The organism is Microvirga lupini, from assembly GCF_014191055.1.
GTDB classification, from domain to species: domain Bacteria; phylum Pseudomonadota; class Alphaproteobacteria; order Rhizobiales; family Beijerinckiaceae; genus Microvirga; species Microvirga lupini_A.
This window is the reverse complement of record NZ_JACHWB010000001.1, coordinates 1,335,769-1,362,033: the sequence shown is the minus strand read 5'-3', so window position 1 is coordinate 1,362,033 and position 26,265 is coordinate 1,335,769. Positions and strand designations below refer to the sequence as shown.

Sequence of the window (26,265 nt, the reverse complement as noted above, 5' to 3'; positions counted from 1 at the left end):
GCCGCCCTTTCTGAGCCTTGTCCGATCAGGAGGCCTTCTTGCGGAACTCGTTATGGCAGGTGCCGCAGTTCTGCAGCACTTTCGGCATCTCGGTCTTGAAGGAGGCCTCGTCCTTGATGTTGGCCAAGGCGGTCTGAGCGTCCTGGCTCATCTTGTTCCCGATCGACTCGAACTTGGCCTTGTTTTCCCAGATCGCCGGCAGGGCCTCGGTCTTCTCGGCACTCTTCGAGCTTTCCGGGAAAAGCGTGACGAACTTCTTGGAATTCTCGGCGAACACTTTCAAGCCGGCCTGGGCCTTGGCAAGGTCGAAGGACTCCTGGCCACGCATCATGGCGCCGATGGGCCGGGTCTGTGCACCCATTTCCTTCATCAGAGCCTGGCGCTGCTCGACTACGTTGCTCTGGGCGATGGCGGCAGTCACCCCAATCGCCAGAAGGCTGGCGACAAATATCGTACGCTTCATTTATGTGTTTCCCCTAGTGGGCCGGCAGACGGTGTTTCGACCAACCGTCCTCAGCGGGCCGTCATTAGCGCATAAGTGCTTAAGCTTGAGCACTCTCCTTTAGAACACATCTATGTGATCATCCGGTGAAACGAGACCTACTCCACCGGTTCTCCGGCACCCGCCCAATCCTTGAACCCTCCCTTGTAATGCTCGCGAATGTCCCGGCCCGCCGCCTGAGCGAACTCGATGGCCCGAACGGACCGGACGCCGGCCGCGCAGGAGAAGACGATTCGCTTGCCGTCGGGCAGGCTGGAGGGATCAAAGACTGAGAGTGGATGGGAGACGGAGCCAGGGATATGTCCGGCAGCGAACTCATGCGGCTCGCGGACATCGACGAGCACAAGGGAGCCCTCGCGGAGCCCTTGCTTGATGGCCTCACGGTCGAGATCGATAACCTGCGGCGCTTCGCTCATGAACATATCCTCCCTGTCGTGACCGCTTCATATCTGCCCGACAGGGAGAAGCGCAATCGGCTCGTGCCTCAGGCGAGAGGCGGAATCCTCAGAACCCAGCCCGGCTGGATCATGTCGGGATCCTTGACCGGGGGCGAATTGGCTTTGACGATCTCCGTGTACTTCGCACCCTTGCCCTTGCCGTAATGCTTCTCGGCGATCTCCCAGAGGGTGTCGCCCTTCTGGACCGTATACATGGTGGACTGGGCAGACGGCTGCTGAACCTGGAGGCCACTGGTGTCGACCTCGGCAACGCCGTAGGTGTTGCCCAAGGACAGGATAATCTTCTCGGCCTCTTCCTGGGTCATGGCCTGACCCGACAGCTTCACCTTGTCGCCTTCGACCTGGATCCCGAGCTTGCTCGCATCGAACCCGTGTCCCTGAACCTCCTGCTGCAGCTTTTCCGGCGTGGCCGCGGCCGCACTTCCGCCGAAGATTTTGGCCCCGGCCTCCTTGATGAACTTGAACAGACCCATGTCGTCCTCCTCTCGTCGCGCTTGGCCTTCAGGCAGCCAAGCTGAGACGAAGACGCGTGGGGCTCAGAACGGTTCCGCTTAGCCCAAACTCGAGAACACATCCGCCAGCGAGGGCAGCCGATCCTTGAGCCGGAGAAGCGCGATCATCTCGATCTGCACGATGGCCGTTGCGAATTCCTGCTCCGGGTCATGTTCGAGCCGCTCCTCGAAGGCCGTGAGGATCTCGTCCTTGGAGCGCCCCTTGACCGCCATGATGAACGGGAAGCCGAATTTCTCCTTGTAGAGATCGTTGAGGGCCAGGAATCGGTCGCGCTCCTCTTCCGTCAGGCTGGTCAGCCCCGCAGAGGACTGCTCGTTGCGGGAATCGGCCGTGAGATCGGCAAGCTTGAGGCGCCCGGCCAGATCCGGGTGGGCGTTGATCAGCGCCAGCTTCTGCCCGTGGCTTGCGCCGGAGAGCACATGCACCATGGCGGCATGAAGGCCCTCGGCCGTATCCTGCCCGGTGGTGAGGCCCGCATCGAAGGCACGCTCCGCGATCCAGGACGAATGCTCGAAGATGTCGCCGAAGGCCTCCACGAACAGCGCGCGGCTCATGGTACTGGGCTTCAGGCCCACGGGCCGATGATGCCGGATCCAGTGGCGTGCGATGTCGATACGCTTGGCCACCCAGACATTTTCGTGGGAAGCCACATAGTCCAGGAAGCGCGCCAGCGCCGCGGCCCGTCCGGGACGACCGACGAGGCGGCAATGGAGGCCGACCGACAGCATCTTGGGCGCGGTCTCGCCGTCCACATAGAGCGTATCGAACGAGTCCTTCAGATAAGCAAAGAACTGGTCGCCCGCATTGAAGCCCTGCGGAGTCGCAAAGCGCATGTCGTTGGCGTCCAGCGTATAGGGAACGATGAGTTGCTGCCGGTCGCCATGCTGCTCCCAATAGGGCAGTTCGTCGGCGTAGGAGTCGGCGCTGTAGAGGAAGCCGCCCTCCTCCGCCACGAGGCGGTTGGTGTGCTCCGAGGTGCGGCCGGTGTACCAGCCCAGCGGCCGTTCGCCCGTCACCTCGGTGTGGATGCGGATCGCCTCCTTCATATGCGCCCGCTCCTCCTCCGAGGAGAAGTCGCGATAGTCGATCCATTTGAGCCCGTGGCTTGCGATCTCCCACCCGGCTTCCTTCATGGCCGCGACCGCTTCCGGGTTGCGCATGAGGGCGGTGGCGACGCCATAGACCGTGACCGGCATGCCGCGTTCGGTGAACATCCGCCACAGGCGCCAGAAACCGGCGCGGGAGCCGTATTCGTAGATCGACTCCATGCTCATGTGCCGCTGGCCGGGCCATGCCTGCGCGCCGACGATCTCCGACAGGAAGGCCTCGGAAGCCCGATCACCATGAAGGATGTTGTTCTCGCCGCCCTCTTCGTAGTTGATCACGAACTGCACGCAGATGCGGGCGCCGTTCGGCCAGCGCGGATGCGGAGGATTGCGGCCATAGCCGACGAGGTCGCGGGGATAGGATGTCGGCATGGTCAGCTTCCTCGATAGGTGGAATAGCTCCAGGGAGAAGCGAGGAGCGGAACGTGGTAATGCCCATCGGGCTCGGCGATGGTGAAGCGGATCGGCACGATATCCAGGAACGGCGGATCGGCCATGGCCGTGCCGAGCGCCTTGAAATAGGCCCCGATCTCGAAGACGAGCTCATAGGTTCCGGTGCGGAAGGCATCACCGATCATCAGCGGCGCATCCGTGCGTCCATCCGCGTTGGTGACGGTGCGCAGGACGGAACGGCGACTCTCGCCCTCGATGGAGAACAATTCGATGGCGACGCCGCGCGCGGGCTTGCCGTTGACGGTATCCAGAACGTGGGTGGACAGGCGACCCATGAAACCTCGCGGATGGGATTGAAGGGAGCAGATCGGGCCCGGAATTCTTTCGGGCCCGCGCGTTCCGCGTCAAGCCGGATCCCTCGATCCTGTCGCGAAAAGGCAGGATTTCCGGGACAGGGTTCCTGTTGAAAAAGCTGCGGACACGGCCTATCGCAAACCCCACCGCCGCCCTAGGCTAGGCGTTCCTTCAATATTCAAGTGACTGCATGATCGACCCGCAAATCTCCGAATGGATCAGCCAGATCATCCGCTGGGTCCATGTGATCACGGCCATCGCGTGGATCGGCTCGTCCTTCTATTTCATCCATCTCGATCTCAGCCTGAAAAAGCGCGAAGGCCTGCCGGAAGGCGTCGGCGGCGAGGCTTGGCAGGTCCATGGCGGCGGCTTCTACAACATGCGCAAATACCTCGTTGCGCCGCCCGAACTGCCCAGGGAACTGACCTGGTTCAAGTGGGAGAGCTATTCCACCTGGATCAGCGGCTTCTTTCTCATCGTCTGGGTTTATTATCTCCAGGCCGATCTCTACACGGTCGACCCGACTGTTCGCGCCCTCTCGACCTGGCAGGCTGCGGCCATCGGCATCGGCGGGCTTGCCCTGAGTTGGTTCGTCTATGAGGGCCTGTGCCGCTCACCGCTCGGCCGGAACAGCCTCCTGCTCGGCGTCGTGCTCTTCGGCTACATCCTGCTGGCGGCCTTCGCCTTCACACAGGTGTTCAACGGGCGTGCCGCCTTCCTGCACACGGGCGCGATGATCGCCACCTGGATGTCGGCGAGTGTTTTCTTCGTCATCATCCCCAACCAGAAGAAGGTGGTGGCCACCCTCCTGGCCGGGCAGACGCCCGACCCGAAGCTCGGCAAGGAGGCGAAGCTCAGGTCGACCCACAACAACTACCTGACTCTGCCCGTCATCTTCCTGATGCTGTCGAACCACTACCCGCTGGCATGGTCGTCCACCTACTCCGTCGGCATCGTCGGGATGATCGTGATCGCGGGCGCGGCGATCCGGCATTTCTTCAACTCGCAGCATGCGGGCAAGGGATCGCCCTGGTGGACCTGGGCCCTGGCTGCGCTCTGCCTCTGGGCAGCGATCTGGCTTTCGATCATCGGCAAGCCCGGCAATGCCAATCTGGCCCAGGCTCCGGTGAATGCCACGCCCGAGGTGATGACGGCATCCTTCGACGAGGCGGTGCTCGCGATCCAGTCCCGCTGCTCCATGTGCCATGCGGCGGAGCCCGTCTGGGACGGCATCACGATTGCCCCTAAGGGCGTCCGCCTCGACACGCCGGAGGAGATCGAGCGGCATCGGGAGATCATCCGGGTCCAGAGCGTGCTCACCCATGCCATGCCGCCCAACAACATTACCGAGATGACCCTCGACGAGCGCAGGGCCGTGGCAACCTGGCTGGCGGCCAAGGGCACGGCGACCCGCTGAATTCCGCATCCTGCGGCCACAAACATTATGATGGAGAAACCAGTGACCGAACTCACCCTGGAAGCGGCTCAAACAATCGCCACCACCGCCCTCAAGACTGCCCGGGAGAAGTCCTTCAAGCCTCTCTCGGTGGTGGTTTATGACGCCCGCGGCTCGCTCAAGGCCCTCCTCTCGGAAGACGGCACCAGCATCAAGCGGGCCGAGATCGCCATGGGCAAGGCTTATGGCGCCCTGGCCCTCGGCATCGGCTCGCGCGCCCTGCACAAGATGGCGACCGACCGTCCCTACTTCATCGCTTCGGCCACCCATGCGGTCGGCGGGCAACTCGTTCCGGTTCCGGGCGGGGTTCTGATCAAGGACGGCCAGGGACGGATCCTGGGATCGGTGGGCGTTTCCGGCGACACATCCGACAATGACGAAATCGCCGCCGCCGCTGGGATCGAGGCCGTCGGCTTGGTCTTCGATACCGGCGCCTGAGCCGTCTCCACAGGCTCAACCCTTTGTTATTCCAGGAATTCCTTAATTTTTTGGATAGTACTGGACATAAACAGTTGATTGATCAACAAATAGGACAAGGTTACTGCCTTACCGGCTCTGGCCGAAACATTTAAAAAACCCTGAGATAATCAGAAAGGGAACGCGTCCAATGTCATCATGGTTGAAACGTACCGCTCTGGCGGCTGCCGCAACGGTAGCCTTCTCGAGCTTCGCGGTCGCGCAAGTCACCTACAACCGCGGCAACACCGGCGAGCCTGAAACGCTCGACACTCACAAGACCTCGACAGTCCAGGAATCTCACATCCTGCGCGATCTCCTCGAAGGTCTCGTGGCCTACAGCCCCAAGGCCGAACCCATTGCCGGCCAAGCCGAGAAATGGGAAGTCAGCGACGACGGCAAGACCTATCGCTTTACGCTGCGTAATGGCCTGAAATGGTCAAACGGCGATCCGATCACGGCCGAGGACTTCGTTTATTCCTACCGCCGTATCATGAATCCAGAGACGGGTGCGAAGTACGCCAACATCCTCTACCCCATCAAGAATGCCGAGAAGGTCAACAAGGGCCAGGCAAAGCCCGAGGAACTGGGCGTGAAGGCCGTTGACGCCAAGACGCTCGAGATCAATCTCGAGGCGCCGACTCCTTACTTCCTCGAGCTGCTGACCCACCAAACCAGCCTGCCGGTGCATAAGGCGTCCGTCGAGAAGTTCGGCAAGGACTTCGTGAAGCCGGGCAACATGGTGTCGAACGGAGCCTTCAAGCTCGCCGAATTCGCGCCGAACTCGCACATCAAGCTCGTGAAGAACGAGAACTACTGGGACGCCAAGAACGTCAAGCTCGACGCAGTCAACTTCATCCCGCATTCTGACCTCGCCGCCGGCGTGCGCCGCTATGAAGCCGGTGAACTCGACAGCATGGACGAGCTTCCGGCCGATCAGATCAAGTCGCTGAAGGAGCGCTTCAAGGATCAGGTCAAGCTCGGTCCGTATCTCGGCACCTGGTTCTTCATCGTGAACTCCTCCAAGGCCCCCTTCAACGACGTGAAGGTGCGCCAAGCTCTCTCCATGCTCATCGATCGCGAGTTCGTCGCCGAGCAGATCTGGGGCCAGACCATGCAGCCGGGCTACTCGTTCATGCCTCCGGGCGTGGGCAACTACGGCGAGCCGGCCTACATGAGCTACAAGGACCAGTCTCCGATCGATCGTGAGGAAGCCGCCAAGAAGCTTCTGACGGAAGCAGGCTTCGGCCCCGGCAAGCCGCTGAAGGTCGAGATCCGCTACAACACCACGGACAACAACCGCAACTCGGTGATCGCCATCGCCGAGCAGTGGAAGCAGGCCGGTATCGAGACCTCGTTCATCAACACGGACGGCAAGACCCACTTCGCTCACCTGCGCGACGGCGGTGATTTTGAAGTGGCCCGCTATGGGTGGATTGCCGACGTCAATGATCCGAGCAACTTCCTGTTCCTCCTCAAGAGCGACACCAGGGGCTTCAACGCGGGCAAATACAACAACCCGCAGTTCGACAAGCTTCTCGATCAGGCCGCCGTCGAACTCGACCTGAAGAAGCGCGCCGACATCATGAGGCAGGCCGAGACGATCCTCATGAAGGACATGCCCTGGATCCCAATCATGTACTACGGCAAGAGCAACCTGATCTCGCCGAAGATTCAGGGCTTCGTGCAGAATACGCGCGGCGTCTATCCGTCGCGGTACCTGTCGAAGACGCAGTAAAAATAATTTTGATCAAAGGGGCGGTCTGTTCTTCAGACCGCCCTATTCTTTTACTGTTATGCTGTAGCAGCAGGAGGAGCTTTCCGTGCTCTCCTTCATCCTTCGCCGCTTCCTGTCGGCCATCCCCACGCTCTTCATCATCATCACGATCTCGTTCTTCCTGATCCGGCTCGCCCCTGGCGGACCGTTCGATCTGGAGCGGCCTCTTGAGGCCAAAGTGATGGAGAACCTCAACCGGATCTATCAGCTCGATAAGCCGCTGATCGAGCAATACTGGCTCTATCTGGGCGCGGTCATGCGAGGGGATTTCGGCCCCTCCTTCATCCTCCGCGACTTCTCGGTTGCTGAACTCTTCGCTCAAGGCCTGCCTATTTCCATGACGCTGGGAGCCTTGGCCCTCTCCTTCGCGATCATCGTCGGCGGCACCCTCGGCTCCATTGCCGCTTTGCGCCAGAACAGCACCATCGATTATCTGGTGACCGGCATGGGCGCGCTCGGCCTGACCATTCCGAATTTCGTCGTAGCGCCGATCTTCCAAATCGTTTTCGGTCTGGCCCTTGCGTGGCTCCCCGTGGCCGGCTGGGCCAACGGCAATATCCGCAATCTCATCCTGCCCGTGCTGGTCCTGGCCCTGCCGCAGATCGCGGTCGTTGCGCGCATGACCCGCGCCGCCATGATCGAAAATCTGCGGTCCAACCACATCCGCACCCTACGCTCGCTCGGTCTGCCGACGCGGGTGGTCGTGGCCCATGCCCTGCGCGGAGCGGCCCTGCCCGTCGTGTCCTATCTCGGTCCGGCGGCGGCTGCCCTGCTCACCGGCTCGGTGGTGGTGGAAACCATCTTCGGTCTGCCGGGCATCGGGCGCTACTTCGTCGAAGGCGCTCTGAACCGCGACTACACGCTCGTCATGGGCACGGTCGTGGTGGTGGCGGTCTTCGTTCTGCTCTTCAACCTCGTGGTCGATATTCTCTACGCCCTTATCGATCCGCGCATTCGCTACGAGTGAGATCTCCCATGGCTGAAGGCGCCGTTCTTCCTGTCGAGACCATGACAGGTCCCATCACCGGACGCTCCCTCTGGGCCGAGGCCCGCGGGCGTCTCATCCGCAACCGGGCGGCTCTCACCAGCATTATCGTGCTGGGGTTGATCGCGCTTGCATGCATCTTCGGGCCGCTCCTCACAGGTCACCCCTTTGACCGGGTCTACCCGGATTATGTGAAGGTGCCTGCGAGCCTGGAGGCCTATCCCAAGGCCGATCAGATCGGACCAAACATCGAGCGCATCGGCGCTCGCGTTCGCGCGAAGGCCGAGAACATCGCCATCGACAACGACGTCGTTCACATGACGCTCGTGAGCTCCAGCGCCCGACCGATCGACGAGCGATTGCTCGCCTATTTCGAGCGCTCGGACCTGTTCGGTCCGGCCAAGGTGGTCGAAAAGCAACAGGACGGCCAGAGGCTCGTCGTCGACGTGCCTCTGAAGCGACAGTACTTCTTGTTCGGCACGGACACCAACGGGCGCGATCTTCTCACCCGTACCATGAAGGCAGGCCAAGTTTCGCTTGCCATCGGGCTGCTCGCCACCTTCGTGGCGATCGTCATCGGTGTTATCTATGGCGCCACATCCGGCTATCTCGGCGGGCGTGTCGATCTCGTGATGATGCGCATCGTCGACATCCTCTACTCCCTGCCCTTCATCTTCTTCGTGATCATGCTGGTCGTGTTCTTCGGCCGCAATTTCGTGCTCATGTTCATCGCAGTTGGCGCGGTCGAATGGCTCGACATGGCACGCATCGTCCGCGGACAGACACTCTCCATTAAGCGGCAGGAATACGTCCAGGCCGCCGAGGCGCTCGGCGTCGAGACGAAAGGCATCATCCGCCGCCACGTGATCCCCAATACTCTTGGTCCCGTCGTGGTTTACATGACGCTTCTCGTGCCGAAGGTGATCCTCCTCGAAAGCTTCCTCTCCTTCCTCGGCCTTGGCGTCCAGGAGCCGAACACCAGTCTCGGCGTCCTGATCTCGGAAGGCGCCAAGAACATCCAGGGCGCCACCTGGATGCTGATCTATCCCTCCATCACGCTTGTCGCGATCCTCTTCTGCCTGAACTTCATCGGTGACGGCTTGCGCGATGCACTCGACCCGAAGGATCGCTGACATGGCCGAACCCGTTCTTTCCGTTCGAAACCTCAATGTCCGATTCCGCACCGGCGACGGCATCCTGCATGCGGTGAAGGGCATCGATCTCGACGTCAATGCGGGCGAGACCGTCGCCATCGTCGGCGAGTCCGGATCGGGCAAGAGCCAGACCATGATGTCGGTCATGGGCCTGCTTGCCTCGAACGGCTGGGCCGAAGGCTCGGTCAAATACCGCGGCGAGGAGCTGGTTGGCCTCTCGCCGGACCGCCTCAATCATTATCGCGGCTCCAAGCTCACCATGATCTTTCAGGAGCCGATGACCTCCCTCGATCCGCTCTACAGGATCGGAGATCAGATCGCTCTGCCGCTCACCACTCATGGCGGCTTGAGCAGGGCGGACGCGCGAAAGCGCGCCATCGAACTGCTGGAGCTTGTCCGCATTCCGGATCCGGCGCGACGCATCGACGCCTATCCGCACGAGATGTCTGGCGGCCAGCGCCAGCGCGTGATGATCGCCATGGCTCTCGCCAACAATCCGGACGTGCTGATCGCCGACGAACCAACGACGGCTCTCGACGTGACGGTGCAGGCCCGCATTCTCGACCTGCTGGCCGATCTGCAGAAGCGTCTCGGCATGTCGATCGTGTTCATCACCCACGATCTCGGCGTCGTGCGGCGCTTTGCCGACCGCACCTATGTGATGAAGCGCGGCGAGGTTGTGGAGAGCGGCCGCACGGCCGACATCTTTGCCGCTCCGAAGCATCCCTATACCCAGATGCTCATCGATGCCGAGCCGACCGGACGCAAGGAGCCCGTTGCGGCCAGCGCTCCGGTGGTCCTGGACGCCCAGAACGTCTCGGTTCAGTTCACCCTGGAGAAGAGCTTCTTCGGCAAGGCAACCCATGTGCTTCGCGCCGTCGACGATGTGAGCCTGAGGGTTCGCGCTGGCGAAACGGTGGGTGTCGTGGGCGAATCTGGTTCCGGCAAGTCGACGCTCGGCCGTGCCATCCTGCGCCTGCAGCCGGCCTCGGGTCTCGTCCGCTTCGAAGACCGCAATCTCATGCCGCTCGACCGCGGCGGGATGCGCCCCCTCAGACGTCATCTCCAGCTGGTGTTCCAGGACCCATTCGGCTCCCTCTCCCCGCGCATGACGGCGGGCGAGATCGTGACCGAGGGTCTTCTCGTCCACGAGCCGAGCATCTCCCGCAAGGAGCGTGACCGGCGTGCCGCCCAGGCCTTCGAGGAGGTGCAGCTCGACCCAGCGTGGCGCAACCGCTTCCCGCACGAGTTCTCCGGCGGCCAGCGCCAGCGCATTGCCATTGCCCGCGCCATGATCCTGCATCCCAAGCTCGTGGTCCTCGACGAGCCGACTTCGGCCCTTGACCGTTCGGTGCAGAAGGAGATCGTCGAGCTCCTCCGCAATCTCCAGAAGGCCCATGGCCTCGCCTATGTGTTCATCAGCCACGACCTCGCCGTCGTGCGGGCGCTCTCGGACGAGATCATGGTCATGAAGAGCGGCAAGGTGGTGGAGCGCGGCACGGCCGAGGAAATCTTCGACCGTCCGCGCGAGGAGTACACCCGCGACCTGATCGCGGCGGCCTTCCTTACCAAGGGCGACGGGAACGAAGCGGCAGCCCAGCCCCTCGCCTCCTGACGGCGGGAACCGGAGACCATCGTGCGGATTTGATCTTTGTTTGCCGCATGATCGTGCGGTGAACCGGTATCCATCTCACCGGATCATGCTCTGGCACCATGGCAAAGCTCGCAGCCTATCGCGCCAAGCGCGACTTCACCAAGACCTCGGAGCCGGCAGGCAAGGCCTCCCGGCGCCAGGGCGCCTCCTTCGTCGTGCAGAAGCACGATGCCTCCCGCCTGCACTACGACTTCCGCCTCGAACTCGACGGCGTGCTGAAGAGCTGGGCGGTCGCAAAGGGGCCGAGCCTCGTCAAAGGCGAAAAGCGTCTGGCGGTCGAGGTCGAAGACCATCCTCTGGAATATGGCGGTTTCGAAGGGACCATTCCCGAGGGCCAATATGGCGGCGGCACCGTCCTGCTGTGGGACCGAGGCACCTGGGAACCGGAAGGCGACCCTCAGGAGGCTTACGAGAAAGGCCGCCTCACCTTCCGCCTCGATGGCGAGAAGCTCAAAGGCGCCTGGCATCTCGTCCGCATGGCGAAGCGTCCGCGCGAGCGACAGCCATCCTGGCTGCTGCTCAAGGCCGATGATGCGCATGCAAGGACCGAGGATGACCCGGATATTCTCGAGCAGGCACCGCTCTCGGTGAAAACCGGGCGCTCGCTCGAGGAGATCGCACCTCAACGTGCGGTCAAGAGCGCCACCAACAAGAGCGCTCCCAAACGGAAATCCGCCCCTAAGAAGGCCGCATCGGCGAAAACTTCAAAGCGAGCCTCAAGCGCCCAGGCCGCAAAGGCTGGCGATATCGAAGTGGCAGGGGTGCGCCTCACCCATCCGGACCGCGTGCTGTGGGAAGATCAGGGACTTACCAAGCAGGAACTGGCGGAATTCTATCTCGACATCGGCGGATGGCTCCTGCCGCATCTGGCCAACCGCCCGCTGACCCTCATCCGCTGCCCGGGAGGCGCGGAGAAGAAGTGCTTCGTCCAGCGGCATTCCTGGGCCGGCATGAGCGACTTCATCCATCGCGTTACGATTCCGGACAACAGCGGCACGCAGGAGGCTCTGACGGTCACCGACATCCAGGGCGTGATCGCCCTGGTGCAGTCGGGCGTCCTGGAGATGCATGTCTGGGGCGCGACCCTTGCCGATCTGGAACGTCCTGACCGACTCATCTTCGATCTCGACCCAGGGGAAGGCGTAGATTGGCCGCGCGTGGTCGAGGGCGCGCTCGCGGTGCGCAAGCGTCTGAAAGCGCTCGGTCTGGAAACGCTCGTCAAAACCACGGGCGGCAAGGGCCTGCACGTAGTCGTTCCCCTGAAGCCGAAGGCTCCCTGGAAGGAGGCGCTCGATTTCTCACGCGGGATCGCGGAGGCCATGGCGGCCGACGAGCCGGATCGCTACACCACCACGTCCGTCAAGCAGGAGCGCGAGGGCCGCATCTTCATCGACTATCTTCGCAACAACCGCGAGGCATCGGCCGTCGCGCCCTACTCCACCCGCTCGCGACCCGGTGCGCCGGTGGCGACACCGATTGCCTGGGAGGAGCTTTCATCCGATCTCAGGCCCAACGGCTTCACTGTCGCGAATCTGGGCAAGCGCCTCCTCGCTCTCAAGAGAGATCCATGGGCCGATATCGGAAAGATCGATCAGGTCCTACCGGAGCAAAAATCGTCGAAACGCACGTCGCGCAGGAAGTAGCGTTCAGAAGACCGGAGCCTTGATCCCTTCCGCCTCAAGGGCCTGCTGCACTGCAGGCCTCGCCAGAACCCGCTCGGCCAGGGCGTTCAGGTTCGGCAGGCTGCGCGGCGGACGCGGCATGCCCCGGCCCCAGCGGATCAGCATGAACAGGAAGAGATCGGCGGCGGAGAAGCGATCCCCGAGCAGCCATGTCCTGTCGCCGAGCTGCTCGGAAATGACGTCGAACATGCGGTTGAGGCGCTCATTGGCCGCCTGCTTCACGGCCGGCGCGGCAGCCTCGTCGCTCACATGCTCGTGCGGGTAGAACCAGGCGCGGTATTCCGCCTGCGGGGTGTTCGTCAGGTGGACCATCCACTTATAGAACTCGGCCCGCTCCGCCGTTCCAACGGCAGGCGCGAGACCGGCCTGCGGGAACTTGTCGGCCAGATGCAGGGCAACGGCCGCCGTTTCGAACAGCACGAGATCGCCGTCGACGAGAACCGGGATGCGGCCATTGGGATTGAGCCTCAGATACTCGGCGCTTTTCTGGACATTCTGCCCGCGGTCCACCAGACGCAGCTCGAACTCGGCTCCGATCTCGCGCAGCATCATATGCGGCAAAAGGCTGGCATTGCCGGGATAGTAGTAGAGAGCGAGCATCGTGAGCCCCTGAATTGTCGTTGGTGTCCTCTTGGTAGATGGCGCCACGGGGGTCGTAAAGAGCACCCGGCGGACGATCCCAATCTTCCTTTCATACCGTCATGCCCTATCGTCCTGGAGAGAACGGGAGATGACGATGACGGATCTGGCCAAGACCTTGATGGAGAAGCTGCGGGTCGATCCCGGCGAGAAGGCGCGTCTCCGGGACCGTGACCCGCGCGACAAGTCGCTCTTCGGTGACGAGGAGCAGACGAAAGAGAACACAGCCGCCCTTGCCAGGGAAATCGACACCTTGCAGGACCGGCTCTACGCCGAGGGCTCGCGGGCGCTCCTGGTGATTCTCCAGGGCACGGATACCTCCGGCAAGGACGGCACGATCCGCAGCGTCTTCAATGCGACAGGTCCCTTGGGCGTCTCGGTTCATGCCTTCGGGCCGCCGACGAAACTCGAGCTGGAGCATGACTACCTCTGGCGCGTGCACGCCGTCTGCCCCCGGCGCGGCACCATCGGGATCTTCAACCGCTCCCATTACGAGGACGTGCTGATCGGTAAGGTCCGGAAGTTCGCGCCCGATGCGGCGATCGAGCAGCGCTACGAGCAGATCAATGCCTTCGAAAAGATGCTGGTCGAAAACGGCACCACGATCCTCAAGTTCATGCTCCACATCTCGAAGGACGAGCAGAAGGAGCGCCTGCAGGCCCGCCTCGACGACCACACCAAGAACTGGAAGTTCAATCCCGGGGATCTGGAGGACAGGGAGCACTGGGACGAGTACCAGGAGGCCTACGAGACGATGCTCCATCGCTGCTCGACCCCGTGGGCGCCGTGGCACGTCATCCCGGCCGACCGCAAATGGGTCCGCAACGCCGCCATCGCCAGCATCGTCAAGGCGACCCTCGAGGAGATGAACCCTCAGTATCCGAAAGTCTCCTGGAATCCAGGAGACTTCCACGTCGAATGAGGCGGCGGATTACTGCTGGATGCCCGGATAGGCCCAGAGACCTGAGACGCGCATGAGGTCACGATACACGACCATGCGCTCATCCTTCGAGACTTTGGCGGCCTCTTCGACTGACGGCGCATCGAGCGCCACCACAGGGACGATCTTTGCGCTGAGGTCGTATTGCCGGAAAGCGTCCTCGAGCAGCGTACGGGCACGGCGCATATGGCTGGAACTGGTCACGAGAATGACCGCGTCGGCCGTATGGCGCTTCAGAAGATTGGCGACATTGAGCACGTTGCCGACCGTGTCCTTCGACTTGTCTTCGATCAGGATGCGGTCCCGATCGATGCCCTTTTCCACCAGCCACTTCATCATGACGTCGCCCTCGGTGACGCCCGCCTGAGGCTGACCGCCGGTGACCATGATCCGGGCGGTCGGATTGGCCTGTGCGGCTTTCAGGGCGACATCCAGGCGGTCGAGGAGCGGCTTCTCCGCTGTGCCGTCCTTCGCCAGCGCATAGCCGAGGGTGACGATCATCACCCGCCCCGGCAGTGTCGGCACCTCGGTGTTGGGTCGCTCGGCCATGATAGCTTCGGCCCGGGCGAAGCGCTGGCGGTAGGCCTCCGCCCGCGCCTGGTCGAGACCGGCGAGGGCCTGCTCCCTCAAGGACACTTCGTCGGTGTTGCTCTCGATTCGAGCCAGGGCGGCGAGCCAGGCCTGAGCGTCGAAGGATGCAGGACTTTTGCCGAGGATGTCCTCGTAGGTGGCGCGGGCGCCCGCAAGGTTCTTCTGCAGGATCTGGGACGAGGCGACTGCAAAGCGGAAGTCAAGCCGCTCGGGCGCGAGGGAGGAAGCCTCGGCGAACGCCTTCTCCACCACATCGTAGCGGCCGTGCAGGGTGATGCCCTTGAAAACCTCGGCCTCCGCCTTCTTCACGTCGCCGCCGGACCAGTAATACTGCATCCCCGTATCCACCAGGGTCTTGATCCGGCTCGTATTGCCGGGCTCGAAGGCGCTCGCTGCAAAGGATGCGGACAGGCTGAGGAACGTGACTGCGCCAAGTACTGCGATCTTACGCATGATGGAGGCTCCTTGATTTGCCGGGACATTCAAGCTGGAGCCGACGACAACCGGATGTCAAACCCGATCCCGTCCACAGGAAGAGGGTGAACTTTCGGATGGTCTTGCCGAGAGAGGGTTTAAGCGCGACAATAATTCTTATGAAAAGCATCCTTGTCCCGATCGAAGACCACGGCGTCATCGAGCCCCAGCTGGAAGCTGCGCTGCAGCTCGCCCAGCTGTTCGACAGCTATATCGAGGGGATTGCCATCACGCCGGATTACCCGGTGGTCCTGCCGGTGGACATCGCCATCGGCGTTCCCTCCCCCATCACGCCTGAGAACCGCATCGAGATGGCCCGCGCCTGCCGCGAGCGCTTCGAGGCCTTCATGACCACCAAGCAGATCTCTCGCGCCGCTGCCGGGACGGCGGGCCTGAGCTCCGGCTGGAGGCAGGATGGGTTGATGGAGGATGCCTTCCTGGGAGCCTATGGGCGGGTTTTCGATCTGATCGTCGTCGGGCGACCCGACGGATCGAACGGACAGACCCGGCTGTCCACGGTCGAAGCTGCCCTGTTCGAAACCGGACGCCCGGTCCTGATCGCGCCGCCCACCCCGGCCCGAAGCCTCGGCGAGACCGCCGTCATCGCGTGGAACCGAAGCACCGAGACCGCCCGCGCCGTGCTGGGCTCGATACCGTTGCTCCGGAAGGCCAAGCGGATCGTCGTTCTTGAACTCGACGATTGGGGCGTTCCCGGCCCCTCCGGCTCGGAACTCGCCCGCCATCTCCGGATGCACGACCTTCCGGCGGAAGCGATCACGGCGGCCGATCCGTCCAACCGGCCCGGAGAAACGATCCTGAAGGAGGCCGCCGCTCTTGGCTGCGACCTGCTGGTGAAGGGGGCCTACACCCAGAGCCGCTTGCGGCAGATGTTCTTCGGCGGCGCCACCAGCCACATCCTGGGCAACACGTCCATGCCCGTCCTGATGGCCCACTGACCGGAAATGTCACTCAGCATGTTCCGGGATGTCGCCGTCGTTCTCGACGATCGCTTCCAACGCCTGCACATCGGATCGGCCCGCCTGGAAAAGCTGGCGGAGGGATGCCGATGGGCGGAGGGGCCGGCCTATTTTGCGGCCGGCCGCTACCTGATCTGGAGCGACGTGCCCAACGACCGGATGATGCGCTTCGACGAGACGTCGGGCACTGTGAGCGTCTTTCGCCATTCATCGGGCTATTCCAACGGAAACACCGTCGACCGGCAGGGCCGCCTCGTGACCTGCGAGCACGGAAACCGGCGTGTGACCCGCACCGAGCATGACGGCTCGATCACGGTGCTGGCGAGCCATTATCAGGGCAAGCGCTTCAACAGCCCCAACGATGTGGCGGTGAAGTCCGACGGGTCGATGTGGTTCACGGATCCGGCCTACGGGATCGATTCCGATTACGAGGGGCACAAAGCGGAAAGCGAGATCGGCGCCTGCCATGTCTATCGTGTCGATCCGCACACGGGCGATACCCGCATCGTTGCCGATGATTTCGTGCGCCCGAACGGGATCGCCTTCTCGCCCGACGAGCGGCGGCTCTATGTGGCTGACACCGGCGCCACGCATGTGAAGGACGGCCCGCGCCATATCCGGGTCTTCGATGTGGACGACCGAGGAAGCCTCTCGGGCGGCAATGTCTTCGCCACCTGCACCGAGGGTCTGTTCGACGGCTTCAGGCTGGACGAGGACGGGCGGATCTGGACGAGCGCCGGCGACGGGGTTCACTGCTACGACAGCGACGGCACCTTGATCGGCAAGATCCTGGTTCCGGAAGCCGTCGCCAACGTTGTCTTCGGCGGCCCGAAGCGCAACCGCCTCTACATCTGCGCCACGACGTCGCTTTATGCGATCATGCTCCCGGTGAACGGGACCAAGACGTTCTAGCTGCTCACGCCCTCACGTCCTTCCACGGCCATCAGGGTGGCGGTCAAAAGAGCGATCTGTTTCTCGCGACCTTCGTGAATGGCGAACACGTCGGCTTGCGCGAGGGTCAGCGTCCTCCCGGCCTTGATCACCCTGCCCCGTGCGACCATGCGCTCGCCAACGCCCGGCGCCATCAGGTTGATCTTGAACTCTGCGGTGAGAACACCGGCACCGGGCGGCATTAGAGTCAAGGCGGCATAGCCGGCGGCGGAATCGGCGATGCTCGCCAGCGCTCCCGCATGGACGAAGCCATGCTGCTGCGAGACGGCCGACGAAGTGGCCAGCGCAATCTCCACCCTACCGGGGGCCACGCGGACCAGGGATGCGCCCAAAGTCTCCATCAATCCCTGGCGCGCAAAGCTCTCCCGTACACGCGCATCGAAGTCGGGATCCTTTGGTGCCGGATCGTTCATGGGATATCTCCAGGGGTCCAACCTCAATCAACCCTCATTGGGCTAGGAATCAAGCCGGTTTTCTCGCATTGATCCTCCCTATGTCTCATTTCGCTTCCTCCCCGGCTCACAAGGTTCGGTCAGGCGTCCTCGTCGGCATCGGCCTGATGCTGCTCGGCGTCTTCATGTTCGCCATGAACGACGTCATGGGAAAATGGCTCGTCGCCACCTATTCCGTCGGTCAGGTCCTGCTCCTGCGCAGCATCGCGGCGCTCATGGTTCTCCTGCCCCTCATGCGTAGGCAGAAGGTTCCGTTCGAGATCCCCCCGCAGCCGGGGCTGCATGCGGTGCGCATCACCCTTTCGACCCTGGAGGTCGCCTGCTTCTACTGGGCCGTCACCTACCTCCCGCTTGCGGACGTGATGACCTATTACCTGGCTGGGCCGATCTATGTGGCGGCGTTCGCGGCGTTCTGGCTCGGGGAGAAGATCGACAAGCCGCGCATGCTCGCCATCGCCTGCGGCTTCGTCGGCGTTCTGATTGCCCTGCGCCCGTCGAGCGCCACCCTGTCCCTTCCGGCTCTCATCGCGCTAGCAGGAAGCCTGTTCTACTCGCTTCTCATGATCACGACCCGCAAGCTGCGGGAAACCCACGACGCCACCCTCGTGCTCGGGCAGATTCTCGGCGCCCTGATCTTCGGGCTCGTGGCAGCGCCGTTCGCATGGGTCACCCCCGACCCGCTCGATCTCGCCGGCCTCTTCCTCCTCGGCATCGTGTCCATGGCGGCGCATGTCTGTGTGAACAGGTCCCTGAAGATCGCTCCGGCATCCGTAGTTGCCCCCTACCAGTACACCCTCATCGTCTGGGCGATCGTTCTGGGCTACCTGTTCTTCGGCGACGTCGTGGGCTTCTGGACGCTCGTGGGAGCTGCCGTGATCTGCGGTGCCGGCCTGGCCCTTCTGCTGCTCGAGCGCGAGGCTGCCCGGCGCGGGCGCGAGGCGAAGGACATCGAGACGCCGGTACTGCCGGAGGCTTGAGTTTCGGTCTGTCGGATCATCCTTTCTGACTAAGGATGATCCGAGACTCGTCCTTGACATGCTGCACTGCAAAGTCATCAATGGCGCAATAACAGAACGGGGAGACCGATGCGCCTGGGACTTAAAATCGCTGCCGCCACGGCAGGAATTCTCTTTGCATCTTCAGCTTTCGCTCAAGATATCAAGATCGCGCTGATCGCCGGCAAGACCGGTCCGCTCGAGGCTTATGCCAAGCAGACCGAAGCCGGCTTCATGATGGGCCTCGAGTACCTGACCAAGGGCACGATGGCCATCAACGGCCGCAAGATCAACGTGATCGTGAAGGACGACCAGCTCAAGGCCGACCTCGCCAAGACGCTGCTGGAACAGGCCTACAACGACGACAATGTCGATCTGGCCGTAGGCACCACCTCGTCTGCCGCGGCGCTCGCCATGCTTCCCGTCGCCGAGGAGAACGGCAAGGTCCTGATCGTGGAGCCGGCCGTGGCCGACGCGATCACCGGCGAGAAGTGGAACCGCTTCATCTTCCGCACCGCCCGTAACTCGACCCAGGATGCCTATGGCGCGGCGGCGGCCGTACCGGCCAGCGGCGAGGTGTCGATTGCAACCCTCGCGCAGGATTATGCCTTCGGCAAGGACGGCGTTGCAGCCCTGAAGAACGCGCTCGCCGAGATCCGTCCGAACGCAAAGGTCGTGTTCGAGGAATATGCGCCGCAGAACGCCACCGACTTCACCGCCTCCGCCCAGCGCATCTTCGACGCGTTGAAGGACAAGCCGGGCAAGAAGATCATCAACATCATCTGGGCGGGCCAGCATCCGCTGCCCAAGATCGCCGACCTGAAGCCTGAGCGCTTCGGCATCGAGATCGCGCCCGGCGGCAACATCCTGCCGGCCATGCAGATCTACAAGAATTACCCCGGCATGGAAGGCGCCGTGTACTACTACTATGCGTTCCCCAAGAACGCGATGAACGACTGGCTCGTCGCCGAGCACCAGAAGCGCTTCAACGCGCCGCCTGACTTCTTTACCGCTGGTGGCTTCGCCGCGGCCTCTGCGGCCGTTACGGCCATCCAAAAGGCCGGCGGCACCGACACCGAGAAGCTCATCGCAGCCATGGAAGGCATGTCCTTCGAGACGCCGAAGGGCACCATGACCTTCCGTAAGGAAGATCACCAGGCCCTGCAGGAGATGTATCACTTCAAGGTCAAGGCAAACGGCAAGGACGCGAACGACCTGCTGGATCTCGTCGCCACCATCCCGGCCGACAAGATGCCGATCCCGGTTCGCAATAAACGCTAATCAGACCAGTGACCGCATCAACGACAACGACGCCCGCGCTTGAAACGCGCGGGCTTACCATTCGTTTCGGCGGCCATGTGGCCGTCAATGACGTGTCCTGCCGCTTCACCCCCGGCACGCTCACAGCCATCGTCGGCCCGAATGGCGCCGGCAAGACCACATATTTCAACCTGATCTCCGGCCAGCTGCGCGCCACATCGGGTCAGGTGATCGTCGGCGGCGAGGACATCACGGGCCTTGCTCCGTCGGCCCGCACCAAACGCGGGCTCGGACGCGCCTTCCAGCTGACCAATCTCTTTCCGCAGCTCACCGCCCTGGAGAACGTGCGCTTGGCGGTGCAGAGCCGCGCGGACGCAGGCTGGTCGCTCCTCAAGGTGTGGAACACCCGCCGCGACCTGATCGAGCAGGCAGAGGCCGTGCTGGAGCGTGTGCGACTGGCCGACAAGCGCCACATCGCGCCGAAAGCGCTGTCGCATGGCGACCAGCGCAAGCTCGAGGTTGCCCTTCTCATTGCCATGGAGCCCAAGGTCTTCATGTTCGACGAGCCGACCGCCGGCATGAGCGTCGACGAAGTGCCCACCGTGCTCGAACTCATCAACGACATCAGGCAGCGCGGGGACGCGACCGTGCTCCTCGTCGAGCACAAGATGGACGTGGTGCGCTCGCTCTCCGACCGCATCATCGTCCTGCACAACGGTGCCCTCGTGGCCGACGGCGATCCCGCCGAGGTCATCGCCTCGCCGGTGGTGCAGGAAGCCTATCTCGGCGTGGAGGTCGCCCGTGACTGAGCCTCTCCTCCATTTGTCAGGCGTACACACGCATATCGGCCCCTATCACATTCTTCACGGCGTGGATTTCGCCGTGCCGGCCGGTGAGCTGACCATGCTGCTCGGCCGCAATGGCGCCGGCAAGACCACGACGCTCCGGACCATCATGGGCCTGTGGCAGGCCTCGTCCGGCCGGATCCGCTTCGACGGCAGCGACATCACCACCCGGGCGACGCCTGACATCGCCCGCGCGGGAATCGCCTATGTGCCGGAAGCCATGGGCATCTTCACGGATCTGACGGTGCGCGAGAACATCGTGCTCGCGGCTCGCAGCGGCCCCGTGGACAAGAACCGCCTCGATTGGATTCTCGGCCTGTTTCCCGCCCTCAAGCGCTTCTGGAACCTGCCTGCCGGCAATCTCTCGGGCGGACAGAAGCAGATGCTCGCCATCGCCCGCGCCATTGCGGAACCCCGCCGCCTGCTGCTCATCGACGAGCCAACCAAGGGGCTGGCGCCCGTCATGGTGCGCAGCATGATCGAAGCCTTCAAGGCCTTGAAGGCTTCGGGCGAGACGATCCTGCTGGTGGAGCAGAACTTCTATGCCGCCTCGGCGCTCGGCGACAACGTGGTCGTGATGGATGACGGGCGCATCGTGCATTCCGGCGCCATGAGCGATCTCGTGGCGGACAAAGACCTGCAGCAGCGCCTGCTCGGCCTCTCTCTGGATGCTCACCAATGAGTGACATGGCTGCCCAATCCTCGGCCCCGGCCGAACTCCCCCGCGCCAAGACCGACTGGCTGCCGCTCCTGCTCGTTCCGGCTCTGGCCGTCCTGGCGCTGCCCTTCGTCGGCAGTCCTTCGACCTGGGTGACCCTCACGGTCGCAGGGCTCGCCATGGGCATGATGATCTTCCTGATGGCCTCGGGGCTCACCCTGGTGTTCGGCCTCATGGACATCATTAATTTCGGCCACGGCGTCTTCATCTCGCTCGGCGCCTATGCGACCCTCCTGGTTCTGGGTCCCCTGGCCGGCTGGGCGACGGCGGATTCCATCGGGCTGAACCTGGCGCTCCTGGGGCTGTGCATTCTGGTCGCCATGGGAGTCACGGCTCTTGCCGGGGCCGTCTTCGAGCGTGTGATTGTGCGCCCGGTCTATGGCAGCCACCTGAAGCAGATCCTGGTGACCATGGGCGGCCTGATCGTCACCGAACAGCTCATCCACGCCCTCTGGGGCGCCTCCCCGATCCCGATCCCGCTGCCGCAGTCGCTTCGCGGCGCCTTCGTGCTCGGCGACATCGTGATGGAGCGCTACCGGGTCGTCGCGGTAGCCATTGGACTTATCGTCTTCATCGGCATGCAGCTGCTGCTCAACCGCACCCGGATCGGCCTGCTCATCCGCGCCGGCGTCGAGAACCCCGAGATGGTCGAGGCGCTCGGCTACCGCATCCGCCGCCTCTTCGTCAGCGTCTTCATCGCCGGGTCGGCACTCGCCGGCCTCGGGGGCGTCATGTGGGCGTTCTACCGCCAGACGCTCACCGCCGGCATGGGCATGGAGGTGATGGTGCTGGTGTTCATCGTCATCATCATCGGCGGCCTCGGCTCCGTAGGCGGCTGCTTCGTGGGCTCCATCCTCGTAGCGCTCGTGGCCAATTACGTCGGCTTCATCGAGCCGAAGCTGGCGCTGATCTCCAACATCCTCGTCATGGCCCTCGTCCTGATCTGGCGTCCCCAGGGCCTGTTTCCGGTGGCACGCCGATGAGCACGTCTCCCGCCCTCCCCCTTGCTTTCGACGAGACCCGCCGGAGCGGCGGGCTCCTGACCGGGCTGCTGTCGTCCGACCTGCCCCGCTCGCGGGCACTCAGCTTCATCCTGCTCGCCATCGTCGTGCTTCTGGCCGCAACTCCGTTCCTGTTTTCGGGCAGCCAGCCCGTGGGCACGGCGGCAAAGATCTGCGTGTTCATCGTGCTGGTGGCGAGCTACGACCTACTGCTCGGCTATTCCGGCATCGTCTCTTTCGCCCACACCATGTTCTTCGGCATCGGCGGCTACGGCATCGCCATCGCGCTGGAGCGCATCAGCCCCACCTGGAGTTCGGTCGCCATCGGGCTGGCATCGGCCCTCGCGCTGTCAGCCGTATTGGCAATTGCCATCGGTCTGCTGTCACTTCGGGTGCGCGCCATCTTCTTCTCGATGATCACCCTGGCGGTTGCCTCCGCGGCAGCCGTTCTGGCCTCACAGCTGTCCGATATCACCGGCGGCGAGGATGGCCTGTCGTTCCAGCTGCCACCGGCGCTCCGCCCGGCCTTCCGGCTCTTCTCGGAGCCGGTCTTCGGCACCATGATCAACGGGCGCCTGCTCGCCTATTATTTGGTCTTCGTCGTCTCGCTTATTGTCTTCCTCCTGCTCCTGCGCATCGTGAACTCGCCCTTCGGCCGCGTGCTGCAGGCGATCCGGGAGAACGAGTTCCGGGCGGAAGCCTTGGGCTACCGGGTCGTTGCCTACCGCACGGCCGCCTCCGTCATCTCGGCTCTGGCGGCGACGGTTGCGGGCGCACTCATGGCGCTGTGGCTGCGCTACAACGGACCGGACACCACCCTGTCCTTCTCGATCATGATCGACATCCTGCTCATGGTCGTGATCGGCGGCATGGGCACCATGTACGGCGCCGTCATCGGCGCGGCCTTGTTCGTGCTGGCCCAAAGCTATCTACAGGTGCTGATGGGGGCCGGGAGCGCTGCTCTCGCCGGCATCCCGCTCCTGCCCAACCTGATCCATCCGGACCGTTGGCTGCTGTGGCTCGGCGCCCTCTTCATCATTAGCGTCTACGCCTTCCCAGGCGGCATCGTCGGTCGCCTGAGACAAGCCAACCCGAAGGGTTAGACGGGAAACTTAGCCGGGTTCGAACGTTTCCTCTTGAGGCGGAGGAAGCGCCATGAGTCGTGCCTTTGTTCGTGAATCTGAAGGTGGAGAAGCCTTCGAGGACCTGCCTGACCGGTCGATCAGCCCTCACCATCTCGTCACACCGGCGGGGCTGGCCCGGATGGACGCGGAAATCGCGTCTCTCGAGGAGCGCCTGACAGATGCGCAGGTCAGGGATGATAAGGCAGAGGTCGCCCGTCTCTCCCGCGATCTGCGCTATTGGTCCGCCCGTAGGGTCTCGGCCGAGGTGGTGCCTCCGCCTACCGACACATCCCATGTCCGCTTCGGAGCCGAGGTCACCTTCGAGCGCGAGGATGGACGCCGTCAGACCTACCGCATCGTCGGTGAGGATGAGGCGGATCCTGCCAAGGGCAGCCTCTCCTACGTCTCGCCCCTGGCTCAGGCTCTTATGGGCAAGGAGATCGGGGACACCGTCGTCGTCGGGCAAGGCCAGGCAGAGATCGTCTCGATCGATATCTGAGATCCTGAGGCCTCAGCTCATGCAGGATCCTTGAGCGGCACGACATTATCCGTTGCACCCAAGAATGACTCGTCAGCGAGTTCCGAGGCCAGCATCTTGTCTCGCAGCATGAGGTCGAGTTCCTGCTGGATCTCGAGGAATTCGCTCCATCTGGAGGTCGTGATCAAGGCACAGATCTCAACCTTCGGCTTCTCCTCATGTCCTTCCCGCAGCCTCGCCTGGACGGAGCCGCGCTCGATCCGCGGGTGCTCCGCCACAAGGGCGGCAATGGCCTCGATTTCATGGCGGATCGCCGCCGTCTCCGTGGCCGCCAGCCCGATGACCCGGTCATAGGGCATCCGATCCCGGTTGGTCAGGTTGATGATGTTCATGTTCACGAAGGTGGCGTTCGGGATCGTGATCAAGGTCCGGTCAAGCCCCCTGATCCGGGTCGAGCGGATCCCGATTTCCTCGACACGTCCTTCGAGCGTGCCGAACCGGCAGAGATCGCCCACCCGGACCGGCCTGTCCGCATAGAGAATCAGGCCGCCGATGAAGTTTTCAAGCGTTGGCTTGGCCGCAAGCGCAACCGCCAAGCCACCAACACCGAGCCCCGCTAGGAGACCCGCCAGCGGGATGCCGAGATAAGAGGCTCCGTAGATGAGGAGAGCGATCGCAACGGCAAGGCCAGCGATTCGAACGGCAGCCCGCGCCAGATGGGCGTCGATGCTCTTCGTGGCTGACAGGTAGAGCCTTCCGGCCAGCGTATTCGAGAACACAAGCACGGCCCAGATCATGGCAAGATAGGCGATCCCCTCGGCAATCTCCTCGACGAGGTTATTGACCCGGCCGGTCAGGTTGATCTGGTTGTCGCTGACATAGCGCACGAACAAGGCCGCCACGGCGACGGCGCCGGGCACGATCACACCCGCTAGAACCTGCACCGCTCCGCTTTGGGAGAAAGTGGCATCGCGCGCCACCAAACGCACTCCGAAGACGGCTCCGAAGGCTAGGATCACCACGAGCATGAAAGCGATCCATTGCCAGACCGCCTGCCCGTCGATTTCGATCTTGAAGGACGCCGGAAGGGCTTCGATCACCCTGAACCATTTCGGCGGCAGCAGATGGCCTGGCGACTGGCTGAAGAAGTCATAGAAATCGACCGGTGGGCCACTCAGCTTCGGCTCGTTGCGGATGAGCTGATATAAACCCTCAAGCCGCAGGACCGTCGCACTCGCGAACAGGTACTCTCCCGGCCTCGGCCCGTCCGCGGTGCGCACGATCCGAAGATCGGTGCCGGGCACATTCCAGCTTGCTGGCGGCTTCGCCGCGACCTCGTCCTCACCCGGGATCGTGCCCGGGTGCGGCAACGGGATCCGGTCGAGGATTTCCTTGAGGAGAATCACGGATTCAAGCCGCCGGTGCTCCAACTCGACCGGCGGGATATCCTGCAAATCAAGGGCTTGAGAGGCTCTCGCCAGCAAGGCATCGGCCTCCGTAACCTTCCTGGCGACGCTCTCGCTCCAGGACAGGCCGGGTTCGGACCTGCTCTCCCGATAGGCTTCCATGAGCAGGTGCGTCGCCCGCGCGGTGTCGTTACGGAAGCCCTCCAGGGTCGCCCTGGGGCTCGATGTCTGCGCCGGAGAGAGGAAGCCGAGCCCGCCAAGTGCCTGAGGCGTCCCGAGAACCTGCAGGACGATGAACAGGGCCGAGAGAAGCGCACCGACCAAGGGAACTGCCATGTCGCGCAGGGCGTGTCGCAGGGAGATTTTCAAGGCGCTTTCCCGCTTTGGGATCCAGGGCCGGCCATCCTAGTCCAACAGACAGGCCCCTCCAACTTTCCGGGAGGGCTCTTACTCCTAAGGGACAGAAGTCAGGTTGCTGTCCGTTTAGGAACGACAGCGGTTGCCTCGATTTCGATCCGGGCGGCCTTCTCCACCAGCCTCACCACTTGGACGAGCGCCATGGCAGGATAATGAGTGCCGAACACATCCCGATATGCGCGGCCGAGCTCGCGCAGATTCGTGAGATATTCCTCGATATCAACGACATACCAGGTCAGCCGCACCAGATGCCGGGGTTCGGCCCCTCCCTCCGCCAGGATCGCGCGGATATTCTCGAAGATCTGGCGCGCCTGTGCGACAAAGCTGTTGGCGAAAACACCATTGTCGTTCCAACCGACAATGCCGCCGGTCACCACGATCCTACCCTCGGCCATCATGCCGTTGGCATAGCCTTTCGGCGTCGGCCAGTGCTTTGGGTTTAGAACTTCCGGACCATCGTCAGCGTCAGGCAAGGGAGTGTTCCCAACAGCGGCTGTCATCGGCATC

General features: G+C 63.1%; 27 protein-coding genes. 17 read left to right on the top strand and 10 right to left on the bottom strand.

What is annotated here, in order from left to right; all coding sequences use genetic code 11:
- Positions 1-25: 25 nt before the first annotated feature.
- The 5 genes from FHR70_RS06665 to uraH all read right to left on the bottom strand — a co-directional run bounded on the left by FHR70_RS06665 (position 26) and on the right by uraH (position 3,307).
- On the bottom strand, positions 26-463 hold the full coding sequence (locus FHR70_RS06665) for a c-type cytochrome (protein ID WP_183448274.1): 438 nt from the start codon (positions 461-463) through the stop codon (positions 26-28).
- A gap of 137 nt (positions 464-600) precedes the next feature.
- Positions 601-918: a rhodanese-like domain-containing protein gene (locus tag FHR70_RS06660; RefSeq protein WP_183448273.1), complete on the bottom strand. Its 318-nt coding sequence runs from the start codon at positions 916-918 to the stop codon at positions 601-603.
- 68 nt (positions 919-986) lie between these two features.
- Positions 987-1,433 carry a peptidoglycan-binding protein LysM gene (lysM, locus tag FHR70_RS06655; protein ID WP_183448271.1) on the bottom strand — a complete coding sequence of 149 codons (447 nt, stop codon included), beginning with the start codon at positions 1,431-1,433 and terminating at the stop codon, positions 987-989.
- 78 nt (positions 1,434-1,511) lie between these two features.
- On the bottom strand, positions 1,512-2,951 hold the full coding sequence (puuE, locus tag FHR70_RS06650; RefSeq protein WP_183448269.1) for an allantoinase PuuE: 1,440 nt from the start codon (positions 2,949-2,951) through the stop codon (positions 1,512-1,514).
- 2 nt (positions 2,952-2,953) lie between these two features.
- Positions 2,954-3,307, bottom strand: a complete 354-nt coding sequence (uraH, locus tag FHR70_RS06645; protein WP_183448267.1) for a hydroxyisourate hydrolase — start codon at positions 3,305-3,307, stop codon at positions 2,954-2,956.
- Positions 3,308-3,516: 209 nt separating this feature from the next.
- Between uraH and FHR70_RS06640 the strand changes: the two genes are divergently transcribed.
- The 7 genes from FHR70_RS06640 (at position 3,517) to ligD (ending at position 12,451) form a co-directional block, all read left to right on the top strand.
- Positions 3,517-4,743, top strand: a complete 1,227-nt coding sequence (locus tag FHR70_RS06640) for a urate hydroxylase PuuD (protein ID WP_183448265.1) — start codon at positions 3,517-3,519, stop codon at positions 4,741-4,743.
- 42 nt (positions 4,744-4,785) lie between these two features.
- Entirely contained in the window at positions 4,786-5,220 is a 435-nt protein-coding gene (locus FHR70_RS06635; protein WP_183448263.1) for a heme-binding protein, read from the top strand.
- Positions 5,221-5,389: 169 nt separating this feature from the next.
- The gene (locus FHR70_RS06630) at positions 5,390-6,976 is read left to right on the top strand and encodes a peptide ABC transporter substrate-binding protein (protein ID WP_183448261.1); all 1,587 of its coding nucleotides are present in this window, start codon (positions 5,390-5,392) and stop codon (positions 6,974-6,976) included.
- A gap of 85 nt (positions 6,977-7,061) precedes the next feature.
- Positions 7,062-7,982, top strand: coding sequence for an oligopeptide ABC transporter permease OppB (gene oppB / locus FHR70_RS06625; RefSeq protein ID WP_183448259.1), 921 nt, complete (start codon positions 7,062-7,064; stop codon positions 7,980-7,982).
- A gap of 8 nt (positions 7,983-7,990) precedes the next feature.
- Complete coding sequence (locus FHR70_RS06620) at positions 7,991-9,133, top strand: ABC transporter permease subunit (RefSeq protein WP_183448257.1); 1,143 nt, start codon at positions 7,991-7,993, stop codon at positions 9,131-9,133.
- 1 nt (position 9,134) lies between these two features.
- Positions 9,135-10,769 carry an ABC transporter ATP-binding protein gene (locus FHR70_RS06615; protein WP_183448255.1) on the top strand — a complete coding sequence of 545 codons (1,635 nt, stop codon included), beginning with the start codon at positions 9,135-9,137 and terminating at the stop codon, positions 10,767-10,769.
- Between the two features lie 98 nt (positions 10,770-10,867).
- Positions 10,868-12,451, top strand: a complete 1,584-nt coding sequence (gene ligD, locus FHR70_RS06610) for a non-homologous end-joining DNA ligase (RefSeq protein ID WP_183448252.1) — start codon at positions 10,868-10,870, stop codon at positions 12,449-12,451.
- 3 nt (positions 12,452-12,454) lie between these two features.
- On the opposite strand, the gene FHR70_RS06605 is transcribed toward ligD, so the two are convergent.
- Complete coding sequence (locus FHR70_RS06605) at positions 12,455-13,090, bottom strand: glutathione S-transferase family protein (protein WP_183448250.1); 636 nt, start codon at positions 13,088-13,090, stop codon at positions 12,455-12,457.
- A 136-nt stretch (positions 13,091-13,226) separates the two neighbouring features.
- Here FHR70_RS06605 and FHR70_RS06600 point away from each other — a divergent pair, with 136 nt between their 5' ends.
- Positions 13,227-14,051, top strand: coding sequence for a polyphosphate kinase 2 family protein (locus FHR70_RS06600; protein ID WP_183448249.1), 825 nt, complete (start codon positions 13,227-13,229; stop codon positions 14,049-14,051).
- Positions 14,052-14,060: 9 nt separating this feature from the next.
- On the opposite strand, the gene FHR70_RS06595 is transcribed toward FHR70_RS06600, so the two are convergent.
- Positions 14,061-15,113, bottom strand: a complete 1,053-nt coding sequence (locus FHR70_RS06595; RefSeq protein ID WP_183448247.1) for a YdcF family protein — start codon at positions 15,111-15,113, stop codon at positions 14,061-14,063.
- A 140-nt stretch (positions 15,114-15,253) separates the two neighbouring features.
- On the opposite strand from FHR70_RS06595, the gene FHR70_RS06590 reads away from it, so the two are divergent.
- Positions 15,254-16,090 (top strand): universal stress protein, encoded by an 837-nt coding sequence (locus FHR70_RS06590; RefSeq protein ID WP_183448245.1) that lies wholly within the window; start codon positions 15,254-15,256, stop codon positions 16,088-16,090.
- 18 nt (positions 16,091-16,108) lie between these two features.
- Complete coding sequence (locus FHR70_RS06585) at positions 16,109-17,023, top strand: SMP-30/gluconolactonase/LRE family protein (protein ID WP_183448243.1); 915 nt, start codon at positions 16,109-16,111, stop codon at positions 17,021-17,023.
- On the opposite strand, the gene FHR70_RS06580 is transcribed toward FHR70_RS06585, so the two are convergent.
- Positions 17,020-17,475: a PaaI family thioesterase gene (locus tag FHR70_RS06580; protein ID WP_183448241.1), complete on the bottom strand. Its 456-nt coding sequence runs from the start codon at positions 17,473-17,475 to the stop codon at positions 17,020-17,022. The genes FHR70_RS06585 and FHR70_RS06580 overlap by 4 nt on opposite strands.
- 80 nt (positions 17,476-17,555) lie before the next feature.
- On the opposite strand from FHR70_RS06580, the gene FHR70_RS06575 reads away from it, so the two are divergent.
- The 7 genes from FHR70_RS06575 to greA all read left to right on the top strand — a co-directional run bounded on the left by FHR70_RS06575 (position 17,556) and on the right by greA (position 23,956).
- Entirely contained in the window at positions 17,556-18,491 is a 936-nt protein-coding gene (locus tag FHR70_RS06575) for a DMT family transporter (protein ID WP_183448239.1), read from the top strand.
- 108 nt (positions 18,492-18,599) lie between these two features.
- Positions 18,600-19,790, top strand: coding sequence for a substrate-binding domain-containing protein (locus tag FHR70_RS06570; protein WP_183448238.1), 1,191 nt, complete (start codon positions 18,600-18,602; stop codon positions 19,788-19,790).
- A gap of 8 nt (positions 19,791-19,798) precedes the next feature.
- Complete coding sequence (locus FHR70_RS06565; RefSeq protein ID WP_183448236.1) at positions 19,799-20,578, top strand: ATP-binding cassette domain-containing protein; 780 nt, start codon at positions 19,799-19,801, stop codon at positions 20,576-20,578.
- Positions 20,571-21,296 (top strand): ATP-binding cassette domain-containing protein, encoded by a 726-nt coding sequence (locus tag FHR70_RS06560; RefSeq protein WP_183448234.1) that lies wholly within the window; start codon positions 20,571-20,573, stop codon positions 21,294-21,296. The genes FHR70_RS06565 and FHR70_RS06560 overlap by 8 nt, the downstream gene beginning before the upstream one ends.
- Positions 21,293-22,315 carry a branched-chain amino acid ABC transporter permease gene (locus FHR70_RS06555; protein WP_183448232.1) on the top strand — a complete coding sequence of 341 codons (1,023 nt, stop codon included), beginning with the start codon at positions 21,293-21,295 and terminating at the stop codon, positions 22,313-22,315. Before FHR70_RS06560 ends, FHR70_RS06555 begins: the two co-directional genes overlap by 4 nt.
- Positions 22,312-23,436: a branched-chain amino acid ABC transporter permease gene (locus FHR70_RS06550; protein WP_246407807.1), complete on the top strand. Its 1,125-nt coding sequence runs from the start codon at positions 22,312-22,314 to the stop codon at positions 23,434-23,436. The genes FHR70_RS06555 and FHR70_RS06550 overlap by 4 nt, the downstream gene beginning before the upstream one ends.
- A 52-nt stretch (positions 23,437-23,488) precedes the next feature.
- The gene (gene greA / locus FHR70_RS06545) at positions 23,489-23,956 is read left to right on the top strand and encodes a transcription elongation factor GreA (RefSeq protein WP_183448230.1); all 468 of its coding nucleotides are present in this window, start codon (positions 23,489-23,491) and stop codon (positions 23,954-23,956) included.
- A 17-nt stretch (positions 23,957-23,973) separates the two neighbouring features.
- Here greA and FHR70_RS06540 read toward each other — a convergent pair whose 3' ends face one another.
- Positions 23,974-25,710, bottom strand: coding sequence for a mechanosensitive ion channel family protein (locus tag FHR70_RS06540; protein ID WP_183448228.1), 1,737 nt, complete (start codon positions 25,708-25,710; stop codon positions 23,974-23,976).
- 98 nt (positions 25,711-25,808) lie between these two features.
- Complete coding sequence (locus FHR70_RS06535) at positions 25,809-26,258, bottom strand: RidA family protein (RefSeq protein ID WP_183448226.1); 450 nt, start codon at positions 26,256-26,258, stop codon at positions 25,809-25,811.
- Between the last annotated feature and the right edge of the window lie 7 nt (positions 26,259-26,265).

Bases quoted from the DNA above. Each gene is read 5' to 3' on its own strand.
- greA (WP_183448230.1), top strand. From the start codon at position 23,489: ATGAGTCGTGCCTTTGTTCGTGAATCTGAAGGTGGAGAAGCCTTCGAG.
- puuE (WP_183448269.1), bottom strand. From the start codon at position 2,951: ATGCCGACATCCTATCCCCGCGACCTCGTCGGCTATGGCCGCAATCCT.
- FHR70_RS06590 (WP_183448245.1), top strand. From the start codon at position 15,254: ATGAAAAGCATCCTTGTCCCGATCGAAGACCACGGCGTCATCGAGCCC.
- lysM (WP_183448271.1), bottom strand. From the start codon at position 1,433: ATGGGTCTGTTCAAGTTCATCAAGGAGGCCGGGGCCAAAATCTTCGGC.
- ligD (WP_183448252.1), top strand. From the start codon at position 10,868: ATGGCAAAGCTCGCAGCCTATCGCGCCAAGCGCGACTTCACCAAGACC.
- FHR70_RS06630 (WP_183448261.1), top strand. From the start codon at position 5,390: ATGTCATCATGGTTGAAACGTACCGCTCTGGCGGCTGCCGCAACGGTA.
- FHR70_RS06605 (WP_183448250.1), bottom strand. From the start codon at position 13,090: ATGCTCGCTCTCTACTACTATCCCGGCAATGCCAGCCTTTTGCCGCAT.
- FHR70_RS06640 (WP_183448265.1), top strand. From the start codon at position 3,517: ATGATCGACCCGCAAATCTCCGAATGGATCAGCCAGATCATCCGCTGG.
- FHR70_RS06660 (WP_183448273.1), bottom strand. From the start codon at position 918: ATGAGCGAAGCGCCGCAGGTTATCGATCTCGACCGTGAGGCCATCAAG.
- FHR70_RS06570 (WP_183448238.1), top strand. From the start codon at position 18,600: ATGCGCCTGGGACTTAAAATCGCTGCCGCCACGGCAGGAATTCTCTTT.
- FHR70_RS06620 (WP_183448257.1), top strand. From the start codon at position 7,991: ATGGCTGAAGGCGCCGTTCTTCCTGTCGAGACCATGACAGGTCCCATC.
- FHR70_RS06555 (WP_183448232.1), top strand. From the start codon at position 21,293: ATGAGTGACATGGCTGCCCAATCCTCGGCCCCGGCCGAACTCCCCCGC.
- FHR70_RS06535 (WP_183448226.1), bottom strand. From the start codon at position 26,258: ATGACAGCCGCTGTTGGGAACACTCCCTTGCCTGACGCTGACGATGGT.
- FHR70_RS06580 (WP_183448241.1), bottom strand. From the start codon at position 17,475: ATGAACGATCCGGCACCAAAGGATCCCGACTTCGATGCGCGTGTACGG.
- FHR70_RS06585 (WP_183448243.1), top strand. From the start codon at position 16,109: ATGTTCCGGGATGTCGCCGTCGTTCTCGACGATCGCTTCCAACGCCTG.
- FHR70_RS06575 (WP_183448239.1), top strand. From the start codon at position 17,556: ATGTCTCATTTCGCTTCCTCCCCGGCTCACAAGGTTCGGTCAGGCGTC.
- FHR70_RS06665 (WP_183448274.1), bottom strand. From the start codon at position 463: ATGAAGCGTACGATATTTGTCGCCAGCCTTCTGGCGATTGGGGTGACT.
- FHR70_RS06615 (WP_183448255.1), top strand. From the start codon at position 9,135: ATGGCCGAACCCGTTCTTTCCGTTCGAAACCTCAATGTCCGATTCCGC.
- FHR70_RS06550 (WP_246407807.1), top strand. From the start codon at position 22,312: ATGAGCACGTCTCCCGCCCTCCCCCTTGCTTTCGACGAGACCCGCCGG.
- FHR70_RS06595 (WP_183448247.1), bottom strand. From the start codon at position 15,113: ATGCGTAAGATCGCAGTACTTGGCGCAGTCACGTTCCTCAGCCTGTCC.
- FHR70_RS06600 (WP_183448249.1), top strand. From the start codon at position 13,227: ATGACGGATCTGGCCAAGACCTTGATGGAGAAGCTGCGGGTCGATCCC.
- uraH (WP_183448267.1), bottom strand. From the start codon at position 3,307: ATGGGTCGCCTGTCCACCCACGTTCTGGATACCGTCAACGGCAAGCCC.